Annotated in this window: 8 protein-coding genes and 1 pseudogene; 1 reads left to right on the top strand and 8 read right to left on the bottom strand. The window is 68.0% G+C overall.

Annotated features, from left to right (window positions below; all coding sequences use genetic code 11):
* Positions 1 to 125 precede the first annotated feature (125 nt).
* From ACW5EG_RS15070 to ACW5EG_RS15040, 7 genes are all read right to left on the bottom strand, one after another.
* Positions 126 to 1,688 carry a sodium/sugar symporter gene (locus ACW5EG_RS15070; protein ID WP_457022262.1) on the bottom strand — a complete coding sequence of 521 codons (1,563 nt, stop codon included), beginning with the start codon at positions 1,686 to 1,688 and terminating at the stop codon, positions 126 to 128.
* 149 nt (positions 1,689 to 1,837) lie between these two features.
* Positions 1,838 to 3,250 carry a sugar porter family MFS transporter gene (locus ACW5EG_RS15065; RefSeq protein ID WP_457022147.1) on the bottom strand — a complete coding sequence of 471 codons (1,413 nt, stop codon included), beginning with the start codon at positions 3,248 to 3,250 and terminating at the stop codon, positions 1,838 to 1,840.
* Positions 3,251 to 3,550: 300 nt separating this feature from the next.
* Positions 3,551 to 5,995, bottom strand: coding sequence for a glycoside hydrolase family 95 protein (locus ACW5EG_RS15060; RefSeq protein ID WP_457022145.1), 2,445 nt, complete (start codon positions 5,993 to 5,995; stop codon positions 3,551 to 3,553).
* Positions 5,996 to 6,014: 19 nt separating this feature from the next.
* Positions 6,015 to 8,873: a TIM-barrel domain-containing protein gene (locus ACW5EG_RS15055; protein ID WP_457022143.1), complete on the bottom strand. Its 2,859-nt coding sequence runs from the start codon at positions 8,871 to 8,873 to the stop codon at positions 6,015 to 6,017.
* Positions 8,874 to 8,877: 4 nt separating this feature from the next.
* A complete protein-coding gene (locus tag ACW5EG_RS15050; protein WP_457022141.1) occupies positions 8,878 to 10,557 on the bottom strand; it encodes a DUF5597 domain-containing protein in 1,680 nt (559 codons plus the stop codon).
* A gap of 149 nt (positions 10,558 to 10,706) precedes the next feature.
* Positions 10,707 to 12,560: a sialate O-acetylesterase gene (locus ACW5EG_RS15045; RefSeq protein ID WP_457022260.1), complete on the bottom strand. Its 1,854-nt coding sequence runs from the start codon at positions 12,558 to 12,560 to the stop codon at positions 10,707 to 10,709.
* Positions 12,561 to 12,676: 116 nt separating this feature from the next.
* On the bottom strand, positions 12,677 to 14,911 hold the full coding sequence (locus tag ACW5EG_RS15040) for a cellulase (protein ID WP_457022139.1): 2,235 nt from the start codon (positions 14,909 to 14,911) through the stop codon (positions 12,677 to 12,679).
* A gap of 226 nt (positions 14,912 to 15,137) precedes the next feature.
* Here ACW5EG_RS15040 and ACW5EG_RS15035 point away from each other — a divergent pair.
* Positions 15,138 to 15,683 (top strand): annotated as a pseudogene (locus ACW5EG_RS15035) (IS30 family transposase); the annotation flags it as partial.
* Between the two features lies 1 nt (position 15,684).
* On the opposite strand, the gene ACW5EG_RS15030 reads toward ACW5EG_RS15035, so the two are convergent.
* The gene (locus tag ACW5EG_RS15030; protein WP_457022137.1) at positions 15,685 to 15,999 is read right to left on the bottom strand and encodes a hypothetical protein; all 315 of its coding nucleotides are present in this window, start codon (positions 15,997 to 15,999) and stop codon (positions 15,685 to 15,687) included.
* Between the last annotated feature and the right edge of the window lie 242 nt (positions 16,000 to 16,241).

The raw sequence follows: 16,241 nt of genomic DNA, 5'->3' as shown, positions 1-16,241 counted from the left end.
GATCAAGTGCGGCCGCGATCGTACTGCAGCCGGGTCATCGCCGATGTGCCAGGCGCCGGGAACCCGCGCGGCGCAGTCGTCCGCGCGCCTGCCCTGTCCGCCGCATCCGCAGCGGCGAAGACCGGCTACCAGAACAGTGCGTACAGCGCGACCAGGATCGCCACCACGGCGAGTGCGCCGACATTGAACGCGCCGCTGGTGCGGTAGTCCACGTCGCGCGTCTGGATGATGTCCTTCTCCGGCGAATGCCGGGTGAGCAGCGACACCACCACCGCCAGCGCCAGCGCCAGCAGGAACACCAGGCCGACGCGGTCGATGAACGGCAGCGACGGCCACGCCAGCTTGAGCACCACCGACAGCGCAAACGAGCCGATCGCGGCAGCCAGCGCGCCGGCCTCGTTGGCGCGCTTCCAGAACAGGCCGAGCACGAAGATCACCACGATGCCCGGGGTGAAGAAGCCCGTGTATTCCTGGATGTACTGGAAGGCCTGGTCGAAGCTGCCCAGCAGCGGCTTGGCGGTGAGGATGCCGAGCAGCACCGCCACCGCGGCGGCGATGCGGCCCACGCGCACCAGCCGCTGCTGGTCGGCCTGGGGCGCGCGCTTGGCGTAGAAATCCAGGGTGAAGATCGTCGCCACCGAATTGATCTTCGAGGCCAGCGAGGCGACGATCGCCGCCACCAGCGCAGCGAACACCAGGCCGAGGATGCCGGTCGGCAACAGCCGCATCATCGTCGGGTAAGCCTCGTCGGGGCGCGAGATATCCGACGCCAGCGTGACCGCGGCGATACCCGGCAGCACCACGATCACCGGCATCAGCAGCTTGAGGAAGGCGGCGAACAGCACGCCCTTCTGCGCCTCATGGATGTCCTTGGCGGCAAGTGCGCGCTGGATGATGTACTGGTTGAAGCCCCAGTAGCTGATGTTCATGATCCACATGCCGCCGATCAGCACGCTGATGCCGGGCAGGTCCTTGTAGAACGGGTTGTCCTTGTCGAGGATCATCTCGAAGTGGCCGGGATGTTCGGCCCAGAGGCGGTTGAAGCCGGCCACGATGCCGTTGCCTTCGCCCAGCTGGTCCAGCGTGAGCCCGGCCACCAGCAGGCCGCCCAGCACCAGCAGGGTGACCTGCACGATGTCGGTCAGAGCGACGGCCTTGAGCCCGCCGTAGAGCTGGTAGGCCAGCGCGAACACACCGATCAGCACCACCGCCAGCATCTGGTCCATGCCGGTGACCTGGCTGACCGCGATCGCGCCCAGCCACAGGATCGAGGTGATGTTGACGAACACGTACAGGCCCAGCCAGAACACCGCCATCACCGTGCGGATGCGGGTGCCGTAACGCTGCTCGAGGAACTGCGGCATGGTGTAGATGCCGTTGCGCAGGAACACCGGCAGGAACCACTTGCCGACGATCAGCAGCGTCGCCGCCGCCATCCACTCGTACGACGCGATGGCCAGGCCGATCGCGTAGCCCGAGCCGGACATGCCGATGATCTGCTCGGCCGAGATGTTGGCCGCGATCAGCGAGGCGCCAATCGCCCACCAGGGCAGCGACTTGCTGGCGAGGAAGTAGTCCTGTGCGTTCTTGCTGTGCCCCGCCTTTTCGCGTGACACCCACTGCGCCAGCACGAACACGCCGGCCAGGTAGGCCAGCACGATGCCGATATCGAGGCTCGACAACTGCATTGCACGCTCCAGGTGTGGCAGCGACACCAGGTGTCGGGCCACGTCGTCATCGTCAGCGACGCATCACTCCCGCGAGCGCGGGAATCACGTACTTGCTTCTGCCATCGAAAGCCGGTCGCCGCCTGCCGTGGCGGCGACCGGATGCAGGCTCAGCCTTCCATCTGCTCCAGCTCGCGACCCTTGGTCTCGTACACGAACTTGAACACGAAGAACACCGACAGCACCGCCATCACCGTGTAGATGCCGTAGGCCGCGGCCAGGCCAATGCCGGCCAGCATCATCGGGAAGGTCCAGGTGATCAGGAAGTTCGCGGTCCACTGCGCCAGACCCGCCACCGCCAGGCCCGAGCCGCGGATCTGGTTCGGGAACATCTCGCCCAGCATCACCCACATCACCGGGCCCCAGGACATGTTGAAGAACACCACGTAGGCATTGGCCGCGATCAGCGCCAGCAGGCCCATCGAATCGGTGAGCTGCAGCTTGCCCGCCGCATCAACCCCGCCTGTGGCGAAGGCGAAGGTCACCAGGCCCAGGGTGATGGCCATGCCGACCGAGCCGATCCACAGCAGCGGCTTGCGGCCCACCTTGTCGATCAGCAGCACGGTCACGATGCAGGCACCGATGCTGAGCGCGCCCGACAGCACGTTGATCAGCAGCGCGTCGCTTTCGGAGAAGCCCACCGCCTGCCACAGCACCGCGCCGTAGTAGAACACCACGTTGATGCCGACCAGTTGCTGGAACGTCGCCAGGCCCACGCCGATCCAGACGATCGGCCGGATCTTGCCCGTCGTCTTGCTGATCAGGTCCGACAGCCGCGGGCGATGGTGATCGGTGGCCAGCGAGCCTTCGATCTCACCCAGCTTGCGCTCGCCCTGGACCGCGCCGTAGAGCCGCGCCAGCACCTTGCTCGCGCGCTCGCGCAGGCCGCGTGCGACCAGGTAGCGCGGGCTTTCCGGGATGAAGAACAGCATGAACAGGAACAGGAACGCCGGCAACAGCTCGGCCCAGAACATCCAGCGCCAGGCCTCGTAGCCTAGCCACAGTTCGGCCATCGACGAGGTCGCCATGCGCGCGAGCAGGTAGTTGCTGAGGAACGAGGCGAACAGGCCGGAAATGATCGCGATCTGCTGCACCGTCGCCAACCGCCCGCGGTAGCGTGCCGGCGCGACTTCGGCGATGTAGGCCGGCGACATGACGCTGGCCGCGCCGACCGCGAAACCGCCGATCACGCGGTAGACCACGAACTCCGCCGAGGAGGTGGCGATGCCCGAGCCCCAGGCCGAGACGATGAAGAACACCGCCGACCACAGCAGCATCGTGCGCCGGCCGTAGCGGTCGGCCAGTGTGCCGGCGAACCAGGCGCCGATCGCGCAGCCCAGCAGCATCGAGGCCACGTTGAAACCGGTCACCGCAGCGTCGGAATTGAAGGCGACGGTGATGCCGTCGACCGTGCCGTTGATCACGCCACTGTCGTAGCCGAACAGGAAGCCGCCGATGGTGGCGACCAGACTGATCAGGATGATGAAACGGGTGTTCTCACCTGATGCGTTGGGACTGCTCATGTACTCCCTCCCCGGGATATGCACTGTTTCTTTGCCTGACTACTGCCGGCTTGTGTCCACCGGCATTCCCGCGAAGACGGGCACGCCACAACGACCGATGCCCCGTCATCCATGTCTTCCACCCGACCTCACGGAAGACATCCGATGTCCGCTTGCGCGACGACACGGCAGCGCTGGATGACTGCGCTGTCATCCAGCGCGCTAGGGTAGCCCGAGACACCGTCCGGAGGGTTCCTGCACTGCAGCATTCGTGCGCAATCCGTTGCCGGAGAAACCGACTGCGGCGACGCGTCAACCCGCTCACGCACGCACCAGCCCGCCGCGACCTGGCCGCAATAGCGCCGACTCGCCTGCGGCAAGCGTCAGCGTCAGTTCGCGGCCGCGATAGTCCACCCGGTAGTCGCCGCCGCGGTCGCTGTGCAGGGTGGCGCTGTGCAGCGCGCCGTCACGCCAGGCCAGGTCCAGGCGCGCGGCATTGCGCACGCGCAGCCCGCGCAGTTCGCCCGTTGCCCAATCCGGCGGCAGCGCGGGCAGCAGGAACACCGTCCCACCCCAGCTCTGCACCAGCATCTCGGTGATGCCGGCAGTGCCGCCGAAGTTGCCGTCGATCTGGAACGGCGGATGCGCGTCGAACAGGTTGGGATAGGTGCGCGACGGACTCAGCAGCATGCGCAGGATCTTCATCGCGCGTGCGCCATCGCGCAGCCGCGCCCAGAGGTTGAGCCGCCAGCCGATGCCCCAGCCCGTGGCCTCATCGCCGCGGATCTCGAGCGAACGGCGCGCGGCGGCCGCGAGCTGCGGCGTATCGCGCGGATTGACCTGGCTGGAGGGATGCAGCGCGTACAGGTGCGAGACGTGGCGGTGGTCGATCTCGGGCGCGTCCATGTCCCAGTCCTGCTGCCATTCCTGCAGCTGCCCCGCCTTGCCGATGCGATGCGGCGGCAGACGGTCGCGCAGCCCGGCCAGCTGCGCCGCGAAATCCGCGTCCGCGTCGAGCAGTTGCGCCGCCTCGATGCACTGGCCGAACAGGTCGCGCAGGATCTGCGCGTCCATCGACGGGCCGGCGCAGAGCGCGGCACCGTGCGGATGCACGTTTTCCGGCGAAATCGAGGGGGCGGTGACCATCGCGCCGGTGTTTGGATCCTCGACCAGGGTGGCGGCGAAGAACTCGGCCGCGCCCTTGAACAACGGATACACGCGGCGCAGGTAGGCGAGGTCACGGCCGTAATCCCAGCGGCCCCACAGCTGCTGCAGCAGCCAGGCGCCACCCAGCGGCCACAGGCCCCACTGCGCGCCGTCGATCGGTGCGGTGGCGCGCCACAGGTCGGTGTTGTGGTGGGCGACCCAGCCCGGCGCGTCGTACATCGCGCGCGCGGTGCGGGCGCCGGATTCGGCCAGCTCGAAGACCATGCGCTCCAGCGGTTCGACGCACTCGGCCAGCGCGTTGGCCTCGCTGGGCCAGTAGTTCATCTGGGTGTTGATGTTGATCGTGTATTTGCTTTCCCACGGCGGCTGCATCAGGTCGTTCCAGATGCCCTGCAGGTTGGCCGGCTGCGATCCCGCGCGCGAGCTGGCGATCAGCAGGTAGCGGCCGAACTGGTGGTAGAGCGCGGCCAGCTGCGGGTCGTGCCCGTCTGCGAAACGGGCGACACGCTCGTCGGTGGGCAGCGCGGAAACGTCGGCCGGCGTGCGGCCCAGGTCGATCGACACGCGCCGGAACAATATGCGGTGCGCAGCGACATGGTCATCGAGCAGCGCCTGCCAGCTGCGCGCGGCCGCGCGCGCGAGCTGGTCGCGGGTGATCGCGTCCGGATCGCCGGATACGTCGTCGTGGCGCCGGAAGCTGGTGGCCGCCGTGAGCAGCAGCAGGACCTCGTCGGCATCGCGCACCTCGATGCGATCGCCCTGTCGCCGCAAGGTGCCGCCCAGCGGCAACACGCGCAGGCGCGCGGCGAAGCGCAGGCGGCCTTCGACGCCGAACGCGGCTTCGTTGCGGCCGCGCATGAGCAGGCTGGCGTCGCCATCGGATTCAACCTGCGCCGACGGCTGGTCGCTCGCCAGCCCGATGCGCAACGAAAGGCGCCCGGGCTTGTCGCCCGACAGGCGCACCGCCACGCACTGGTCCACCGGCGAGACCAGCACTTCGCGACGATGCTGCAGGCCGCGCGCCTCGAAGGTCGAGCTTGCCAGCGCGGTATCGAGGTCGAGTTCGCGGCGATAGCCGTTGGTCTCGGAGATCTCGAAGAAATCGAGCACCAGGTCGCCCAGCGGCTGGTAGGGCATCTGCTTGATGGGCTGCCCCATCATCTTCGCGTTGGCCAGCGCCTCGGCCTCGGCGTAGCGACCGGCGAACAGCAGCCGCCGCACCTCCGGCAGCGCGGCCAGCGCGCCCGGCGGCGTCGGATCGTAGGGCCCGCCGGCGTAGAGCGTGTCCTCGTTGAGCTGGATGCGCTCGTGCTTGCCGCCGCCCCAGACCATGGCGCCGAGCCGTCCATTGCCCAGCGGCATGGCCTCGACCCATTGCGTGGCCGGACGCGGATACCACAGGCGCAGCGCGTCCCGGGCCTCGCCCGCAGGGCCGGTCGCGGACGACGCGGCCCCGCCGACGGTCGACGCGGCCGCACGCGTGCCGGCATTGGCGCCAGCAGGCGCAGCCTGCGCCAGGCCGACAGCGCCTGCACCGCCTGCCACCGCGGCGAGCGCGGCGACCTTCAGCGCCTCCCGGCGACGTGGATCGAAGCTCATGCGCGTGCGCCGCGATCCGTCATTTCGCCGGACGCCCGACCACCTGCGCCGCGCCGTCGTAGCGCACGGTCACGTCGGCGGCAGGCTCCAGCGCGCCGTTGTCGCCGCGCGGACCGTCGACGAAGCGCACGCGGACCTCGCGCGTGACCTGCATGCCGGGATACTCGCCCTCGCGCGCGCCGATCGACAGCTCGCCCTTCTTCTCGTCCCACGCCAGCGGAATGCGCGCCGACTCGCCGCGCTCGTAGCCATAGCTGCGGCCGTTGTCCTCGTACAGCGAGAAGCTGCCGTCGGCGCCGGTGTAGACCTCGATCGTCAGCGGCGCATCGGGCTTTTCGTCGACGTACTGCTGCACCACCGTGCGCGGCACGATCGACCCGGCGCGCACGAACAGCGGCATGCGCTGCAGTGGCGCGTCGGCGGTGATCGTCTGCCCGCCATCGAAGCGCTTGCCGGTCTCGAAGTCGATCCACTGCGTACCCGCCGGCAGGTAGACCTCGCGGCTGGTGGCCTTGAACTCCGTCACCGGCGCGACCAGGAAGGCCGGTCCGAACAGGTACTGGTCGGCGATGTCGCGCGCTTTCGCATCGCCCGGGAAGTCCATCGCCAGCCCGCGCAGGATGCTGCCGTCCTGGTGCCAGGTGTCGCCGGCGAGCGTGTAGATGTAGGGCAGCAGGGTGTAGCGCAGCTTGAGGTAGTGCACGAAGCTGTCGTAATGCGGCGTGCCCTCGGGCGCGATCTCCCAGATCTCGCGGTAGGGGAACTGGCCGTGCACGCGGAAGATCGGCACGAATGCCCCATGCTGGAACCAGCGCAGGCTCAGCTCGCGCCATTCGGGCAGGTGCGCCGGGTCCTTCTGCTCGTAGCGCCGCTCGGGCGAGAAGCCGCCGATGTCGAAGCTGACGTTTGGCGCGCCCGCCATCGAGGCGTTGACCAGGCCCGAGATCTGCTCGCGATAATCCTCCCAGCGCGGCACGATGTCGCCGCTCCAGAACGCCGCGCCGGCGCGCTGCTGACCCGCGAAGAACGCGCGCGACAGGATGAACACGCGCTTGTCCGGCTCGACCTCGCGCGATCCGCGATACACGCCTTCCGAATGCGGCAGCGGGTAGGCGTTGAAGTACTCGGTCGACGAACCCAGTGCGTTCGGCATCGTGCGCGCCTTGCGCTCGCCGGTGTCGATGTTGCTGTGCAGGTCCGGCTCGGACGCATCCAGCCACCAGGCGTCGAAGCCCTTGCTGTTGAGCTTGGTGTTGACCTGGCGCCAGAAGATGTCCTGCGCCTCACGCGTGAACGGATCGTAGAACGAGTTGAGGTAGCCCTTGCCGATCCAGTCCAGCTCGCCGACCTCGACATTGCGCTTGTACATGTAGCCGGCCGCGTCGAGCTCCTTGTAGTGCTCGGTGGTCGGATAGAACTTCGGCCACACCGAGATCATCACCTGCGCGTTCTGCGCGTGCACGTGATCGACCATGCCGTCCGGGTCCGGGAAGTTCTTCGGATCGAAATCGTGCGAACCCCATGCGTTCTCGGGCCAGTACGACCAGTCGAGCACGATCGCGTCGATCGGCAGCTTGCGGCGGCGGTACTCGTCCAGCGCGTCGGTGAGCTCGGCTTGCGTCTTGTAGCGTTCGCGACTCTGCCAGAAGCCGTACGACCACTTCGGCAGCAGCACCGCCTTGCCGGTGAGTTCGCGGTAGCCGGCGATCACGCCGTCGGCGTCGTCCGCGGCGACCACGTAGTAGTCGATCACCTGCGCGGCCTCGGACCAGATTGACAGGTCCTGCGCCTCCGCCGCCGGCAGCGGGTCGCGCCCCTGCAGCGCGATGTAGGCCGGCTCGATGCGATCCCACTCGATGCGCAGGTCGTGCTTCTGGCCGGCCTTGAGGTCGAGCGCGAACTCGTGGTGCCAGGGGTTCCAGTTCTGGCGCCAGCGGTCGATCACCAGCTTGCCGTCGACGTAAAGCTTGGCGTACTCGCTGTTGTAGAGCGAGAAGCTGTGGCGGCCGTCGCTCCTGGCCTCGATCTGCCCTTCCCAGAGCACGTCGCTGCGGCCGCCCGGCGCGAGGTTCTTGCCCTCGTCGGGGAAGTCCTCCAGCCCGGAGATGAACTGATAGTCGATCTTGCCCTCGCGTCGCGTGAGCTTGACCTCGCCGTCGATCGAGTAGGTCGCGGTCAGCGCGCCCTCATTGCCGTCCTTGTCGTACAGCGTGACCGCCTCCCCGATCTGCCGCAGGCCACGCGGATCGCCATAGCGCGTGATCGAGTTGTTGTCCCAGAGGATGCCGTAGTTGCGACTGGACGAGAGGTACGGGATCGCATTGTCGATGTTGTGCTGGAACAGCTCGACGTCGCGGCCCTTGAGGTTCATCCAGCCCTGCTGGTGCAGGCCGGTGCCGTACAGACCCTCGTCGGAGTTCGACTCGAAGCGCTGGCGGATGCTGTAGTAGGGCGTGCCGTCGAACTCGGTGGCCTCGAAGCTGCGGCCGCCCGCCACTTCCGACACCAGCGGCTTGCCGGCGGCATCGAAGAAGGCCACGCGGCCGTCGGCCAACGAGACTTCGGCCGAGATGCCGGCGGCAACGACGCGCAGTTTGCCGTCCGCTTCGCTGGCTTCGAAGGTCGGCGCCGCGCCTTCGCGCTCCACGCGCATCAGGCTCCTGGAGCGCTCGAAATCGCCGTCCGGGTCGGCGGTGACGCGGATGATGCGGTCGGACACCACCTGCAGGCGCACGTCGGCGGCGCCGTCGGCGAGCGGGCGCACGACGAGGCCATCGTCGACGCGCTCCCAGCTGGTGGCGGCCTGCGCGCCGCAGCCGGCCAGGGCCATGGCCACGGGCAGGGCAAGCAGGCGCGGGAAACGGGAAAGTCGGGTCATGGCGTCAGTCCTCCTGGGGGTCGACGTCGGAAGTGGTGCGGTAGGTCGCAAGGGTCACGCGCAGCAGTTGCACTGCGTCGGAAAAGTTCAGGCCGTAGTCGGTCTGGTCGCCGTTCCAGTTGCGCTGGAACTGCCAGGCGCCATCGACGTAGCGGCCCTCCTCGACGCGGTCGTAGATCAGCGCTTCGCCCTGGGCCGAAGGATGGATGGTCACCCGTGCATGCATGCCGGTGACCAGGAACTCGTCCGGACCGAGTTCGGCGATCAGCGCGCCGCCGATCGGTTCGGGGTTACCCGGCACGTCGCCTACGAACCAGAAGTGCGGCATGCCGTAGCCGATCGTTGCGTTCCAGCGGTCGTTGAGGCGGATGGTCTGCTCCGGCACGCCGGCCTGCTCGGCGACCCCGTGCAGGCGGCCTTCGGACGATGCCTTCGCGAACTCGCGCATGCCCTGGTTGACCAGGGCGAAACCGAGCGCGAACGGCTTGATGGTGTCCGGCGTGGTGCGCTTCACGCCCAGCGGAAAGTTGCCATAGGGCGTGTAGTCCATGCCGAACGGTACCCAGCCGATTCCGTCATGGCCAAGCGCGGGGAACAGATAGCGTGCATACGCCGCGGAGTTGCCGGTCTCGGCCACGAACAGCGCGTTGTCGGGCCGCGCATAGCGCTCGAGCACGGTGGTGTAGTTGACGTACTCGGGCATGTAGATGTCGGGCGCGAGCAGGTCGATGTCCGGCGCGGCGGCCTTGTAGACGTCGAGCATGTTGTCGGTCGGACCGCCGCTGGCGTACTGGCCCGGCTGACCCGGATTGAACGGACCGCGCAGCGCGGCATTGACGTACATCGGCAGCGGGTACTCGGCCTTGCCCGCCTTCGCCACCTCGTTGATGTAGTGCGCGATATGCCAGGCATGGAAGGTTTCGTCGGCGTCGCTGCCGAACACTTCGCGCCAGGTGCCGGGGGACTTGCCAAGATGCCTGAGCAGCGCCTCGGGGACCGCGCCGTCGAACGCCTGCTGGGCCAGCGGCGAGAAGTCGCGCACGCCGCCGTAGGTGCCCGGCTCGTTCTGCGGCTGCACGAGGATCACCGTGCGCTGCGGATCGGCCTGCCTCAGGTGGCGCATCAGCGCGGCAAAAGCCTTTCGGTCGGCGTCGAGCGTCGCCTGCGCATGCGGCGAGAGCGAGTTGAGCACCACGCCATCCTCGCGCACCACGCGCGGGAAGCGCGCGTTGTCGAGCTTGACCCAGCGTGGCGCGTAGTTGGGCCCGTTGTTCTTCCAGGTCGCGAACCACAGCAGGACCAGCCGCTTGTCGTGCTCGCGCGCCTGCTGCAGCAGGTGGTCGACGAAGGAAAAGTCGAACTTCCCTTCCTCGGGTTCGACCTGCTCCCAGGCGACCGAGATCGACAGCGTGTTGGCACCGAGGTCCTCCAGCGCGGGCCACACCTGTTTGAGCGGGTCGGGATAGTTGCTGGAGTTGTGCGCCTGGCCGCCAAGGATCAGGAACGGTGCGCCGTCGACGATCAGGGCGTGCTTGCCGTCGCGGCTTTCAAAGCGCGGGATCGGGCGCTCGCCGGCCTCCAAGGCCGGATTCGGGGTCACGGTATCGGTCGCGACGGCAGCGCCCTTGTTTTCAGCAGTCGGCTGGCAGGCCGCAAGCGCAAGCAGGCTTGCCAGCCCGGTCATCCGCAACGCTTGGAGCCCTCCCCCGCGTGCGGGGGAGGGTTGGGTGGGGGCACGCTCCGACGCGACGGGCCCGCCCCCATCCCGGCCTTCCCCCGCACGCGGGGGAAGGAGCCAAACTGCCAAGCCTTGCGTCATGCGTCGCAGCGCAGTCACCATTCGTCACTCCTGAAGGGCGATGCCGGCAGCCCGCTGGCGCCGACCAGATTTGCGTCGACCGGCGCGTCCTGCCACGCATAACGCACCGCGACCGGCGCCTGCACCGCCTCGCTCCGCACCACGACGTGCTCGCCGTCAATGGTCGCGCTGGCCGGATGGAACATGCGATCCGCGCCGGCCAGCCGGAAGCCCTGCAGCACGCCACCGCCGCGCACGGTCAGCCCGCTGCGGCCAGCCTCGCCGTTGCCGTTGCCCTCGAACACCAGCGTCGCCGCGCCACCATCGAAGGTCGCACCGGTGAACACCGGCCCCGAATGCACCACCGCCTCACCGTAGGCCACATGCCGCGCCGCCAGCGCGAGCCGCTTGCCGGCGTCCTGCTTGTTCTTGGGATGGATGTCGGCGAGATCGCCGATGTCGATCGCCACCGCCTGCGCCGTTGCCGGCAGCGACAGCGTTGCGGTCTGCGATTCACGCAGCACCGCCCATGGACTCGTATCACCCTGGTCCCCGCCCGAATGCCAGCTGGCCAGCTGCACCCACAGGAACGGCAGTTCCGGGGCATTCCACTGCTTGCGCCACTGGCGGATCATCGCCGGGAACTGCACCCGGTACGCCATCGCCTGCTCGACGCTGCCGGCGTTGGACTCGCCCTGGTACCAGATCACGCCGCGTACCGGAAACGGCTGCAGCGGACGGATCATCGCGTTGTACAGCAGCGTCGGCTGCTGGTTCTTGTTGTCGTCGAGCGCAAGCGCGGTGACCTCGGCAGGGCGGAACTTCCACGTGCCTGCCAGCGCAAGACGTGCGCCGCCCTCCGGCTGCACGAACAGTTCCTGCGCCGGCCCATGGATGCCGCCACCGCCACCGTTGTCGGTGACGCGCACCGCGATCTCGTTCACGCCGGCGCGTAGCGCCGCCGCCGGTACCGCGTACACACGCGGCAGGTCGTACTGCAACTGCGTCTGCCCGACCTCGACGCCGTTGACCCATGTGGTGTCGCTGTCGTCGATGCGGCCAACGCCGATGGTCAGTCCGCGCCGCGCCTGCTCCGCATCCAGGGTGAACGTGGTGCGGTACCAGGCCACGCCATCCATGCCGTTCCAGCCGGCTGCTTCCCACAGGCCCGGCACGGCCATGTCGTCCCACCCGGAAGTATCCAGGCCCGCGGCATGCCACGCGCTGTCGTCGGCCGGCAGCTGCCACCGCGCCACCTGTGCGCGCGACTGCGCGAGCGCGCGCTCGTCTTCCTCCTTCATCCGGCGCGCCAGCTCCACCAGCCCGTCGCCGTCGATGCCCTGGGTGCCGGCATCCATCCACGCCTCGATGCTGCTGCCGCCCCAGGTGCTGTCGATGATGCCGATCGGCACGCCTTCGGACGCGCGCAGCTCGCGCGCGAAGAAGTGTGCGATCGCCGAGAAGTCGCCAGCCGCTTCAGGCGTCGATGCGATCCAGTCGCCGCCGGCCAGCTGCCACTGCGGCAGGCCCGCCCAGGACTTCGGAACCTTGAAGTGGCGGATCAGCGGATCAGTGGCGCGTGCAATCTCGGTTTCGGCATCCGCGGACTGCGAGATCGGCCACTCCATGTTCGACTGTCCCGAGGCCAGCCACACGTCGCCCACCAGTACGTCGCGCAGCTCGACCGGCGCCTTGCCATCGTCGATGCGCAGGACGAACGGCCCACCCGCCTCGCGCGCCGGAAGCTCTACGCGCCACGCGCCGTTGCCGTCGGCACTGGCGTGGACGCTGGCGCCATCGAAGGCGACTTCGACGCGCGCACCCGGCTCCGCATAACCCCAGACCGGAACCGGTTGCCCGCGCTGCAGCACCATGCCGTCGGAGAACATGCGCGGCAGTTCGACTGCCTGCACGCCGGCGGCGAGCAGTGCCAGCGCGCCCGCGCACAGCAGCCGCGGCAGGCGGTGGCAATTGCAGACCGGAGCAGACGATGTGGACGAATGATTCATTGCGGATCTCCATACCAGATGCCGCGTCCCTCGGTACCGAAGTAGACGCGGCCGTGCAGGCGGGGATCGCCCGTGACGTGACGCATGATGCCGCCAAAGCGCATGCCGTCGTGATCGATGCGACGCCAGCTGCGGCCGCCGTCGTCGGAGCGGAACAGGCCCGGCGCACCCTCGACCTGCCCGTGCACGAACAGCACCGGCGGCTCGCCCTCGCGCGCCGGCGCGCCAAGCCCGACCGAACGCGCATCGTCCACGCCCGGCAGGCGCACGAGCTTGCCCGGCGACCAGTGCAGCAGGCCGCGCCACGACGCCGCCACCCAGGCCTCGCCGCTGCGCGCCGGATGCGGTTGGATCTCGGCCCGGAACCAGTCGCCGACCTCACCCACTTTCGCCCGCACCGCCTCGAACGACACGCCCCCGTCGCCGCTGACGTATAGCGTTCCGCTGGTCGCGTCGAACCCGTAGTAGATGGCCGATTCCACGCGGTCCGCCTCCACCACCGCGCCGCGCGGCAGGCCACGCACCTTCTGCCAGCGGGCGCCGGCGTTGTCGCTCAACCAGTGATGCTCGGCGCCGCGCGGATGCCAGATCACGCGCGCGCCATCGGCCGACAGGGCAATGTGTCCCGCGCCTTCGCCCTCGGGCGGCTCGCTGGCGAACGCGGTCCAGCTGCGGCCGCCATCGCCAGACCACGCGCCACGCACCGCGCCCTCGGGCCGGTTGTGGAAGTGGCCGCTGCGCACCATGCGCTGTGGCGCCTGTCCCGCGAACGCAAGGTTCTCGGTGTTGGAGAAGCGCACCCCGGCAAAGCGCTGCTGCGACACGTCCAGATCGTCGTGCACGAAACCGTCGACATCGCCCAGCCCGCTGACCAGGTGCGCGCCCTGCGGCGGACTCGCCAGCGCCAGCGGCACCGTTTCCTCGAATCCGGCCTGCGGGAATTCCCACAGCAGCACGTCGCCGGCATCGAACGCGCGCGCGTTGCGCGAGGACCAGGCGCCGTAGCCGGTGACGAACCAGATCCGGTCCGGATCGTGCGGATCGATCTCCACGTCGGCCATCCAGTGCGGCGTCGCATCCGTTGTCCACGGCGCGCTGGCGTGATCGAAACGCGAGCGCTCGAAGGTCGCGACCCAACTGCGGCCACCGTCGGTGCTGCGGAACAGCTCGTCACGCGGCCGATAGCGGCGGAACGTCGTGGCCACGATCACGTCCGGATCGCGCGCGTCCACCGCCACCGCGCCCCAGCCGAAGCCGCTGGCCACGCCCGGCGTGCGCGGCAGCGGCGTGATGTCGGTCCAGCTGCCGTCGGCCGGATCGAAGCGATACACCGCGCCATCGGCCATGTGGTTGGGCCCGGGCTCGTCGCCATAGCTCAGCAGCCAGCGCCCGCGCGCGTCGCGCACCATGTGGCTGGGCCGCAGGCCAACGGGCTGGCCCGGCACGGCCTGCCAGCTGCGGCCAGCGTCATCGGAGCGATAGATCGCTGTTTCCCGCGTTGAAACACCCGCATAGATCGTGCGCGACGGCGTCCCCTGCGTTCCGCTGGCCGGGTCGAACACCACGAACGCGATGCCGATCGGCACCTCGTCGCGCCAGCCCTTCGCCCAGGCGGACCTGGATTTCGCGATGGCCGGGAACCCGGGCATTTCCGCCCAGCGCGCGCCACCGTCATCGCTGCGCCACAGCCCATGCGCGCGCGTGCCCAGCAACAGCACGCGGCCGTCGTTCGGATCCACCGTCAGCCGCTCGCCGTTGCCGCGGCCCTGCTCGTTGCCGCCCAGCTTGAACGGCAGCGCGGCGCGTTGGAACGTTGCGCCACGATCGTGCGAACGCAGGATCGCGCCGTCGGCACCACGCTCGTGCAGGTAGGTGCCGACCGCGAGATAGAGCCGGTCCGGATCGGAAGGATCCAGCGCCAGACTTTCGATACCCAAACGCCCCCGGTCGTCCTCGCCCATCCAGTCGAGCAGTGGCGTCCAGCGCCGCCCCACGGATTCCCAGCGATACGCACCGCCAATGTCGGTGCGCGCGTACAGCAGGCCCGCTTCGGCCGGATGGAACACCAGCCCGCTGACGAATCCGCCGCCGCCAATCGCAACGTTGCGCCAGCGATAGCCGTCCGCCTGCGCCTGCAGCACCCCGGAGAGTGTGCACAGGCAGATCAGCGCCAGCGTCGCCCAAGCCAGGGCGCCGCTCTCTCGCCTTGAACATCCCGCCCCGAAGCCCATTGCGTCCAGCACCCCACCCTCGCCGGTCCAACTGCGGAGGATAGGCGGGCGAGCAATTCCATACCAATGAAGAAATCGGCCGGCCCTATAGCATGCGGGAATGCTGCGGCGCGGCGTAAAACAGGACGGCGATGCTCGAACGGCTCGCCCGCTCGGCGGCTACTAAGGACAGGGACACAGGGAATAGGGACACTGCTGTCGCACTTGGGGTGTTAATTCACCGCTGGAAACACGCGGTCGCCTGCAGGGCAAACCCATGATCGACACCCGGCCCGAAGCCGTTGAGCTGCGCAAGGAGCCCGGCCACTGGGAAGGCGACACCGTCATGGGCGCCGCAGGCGAACGCGACTGTCTCCTGACCCTTGTCGACCGTAGCTCAGGGATGAGCTTGGTCAAGAAGCTGCGCCACCGCACCGTTACCGCCGTCAACCGCGCCGTCCTGGAGCTTATCCGCGACAGCGGCCTGCCCTTCAAGACCATCACCTGGGACAACGGCACCGAGTTCCATGGCTACAAGGTGCTCGAAGAAACGACCGGTGTACGCTGCTACTTCGCCTATCCGCACCGGCCTTGGGAACGCGGCAGCAACGAGAACTTCAACGGCCTGTTGCGCCAATACTTCCCCAAACGAAAGAGCCTCGCACGCGTACGGCAACGCGACTGCGACCGTGTCGTCCACAAACTCAACACAAGACCGAGGAAGCGGTATGGCTACCAGACACCCATCGAAAGGCTCAGCGCGATCTCAGGGGTGGTGCACTTGGGGTGTTAATTCACCGCCCATTGCCGATAAGTTGGCGGTTGCTGCGCGTGAACTTGTTGAACGCAATCAGTTCCTGTGTGGCCTCGGAGTTGAAAACCTCATCTGTCCGATAGACATCTTTCAGAGCATTCTCCTCTGCAGCCGCGTAGATTCGACCGAGGATGAAATCCGCGCTGGGACCCTCCAGTAGCAGGAGGGCACCCACTGGCGCATGCGATGATAGATCTTCGCGTTTGATCTTTCCTGCCTCTAGCGCAGAGATGAACTCTCGCCCTTGCGCGTAACCAAAGTTGAACAGACGCTCTTGCTCGGCAGGTTGCCACATCTTCGATGCAAGGGTTGAGCACTCAAAAGAGCTCCAACTGGCTCTAGCCATTTGGGCGTAGCTGACAGAATCGCTAGCGAAGCATTGGAGCGAAATGAATCCCAAGGCAAACAAAGAGGCTATCCGAATCATCGCTGTCCCCCGATGGGCGCTAACGCCTTATGTCTTGAGTTTCCCCTACCGTAGGCGCCGAGAGCCCGACGTGCGCGCCCGATAACGCCTCGGTGTCAGACCACCGTAAT

The organism is Luteimonas sp. A611, from assembly GCF_054072715.1.
This window is presented reverse-complemented; position numbering and strand designations above follow the sequence as displayed.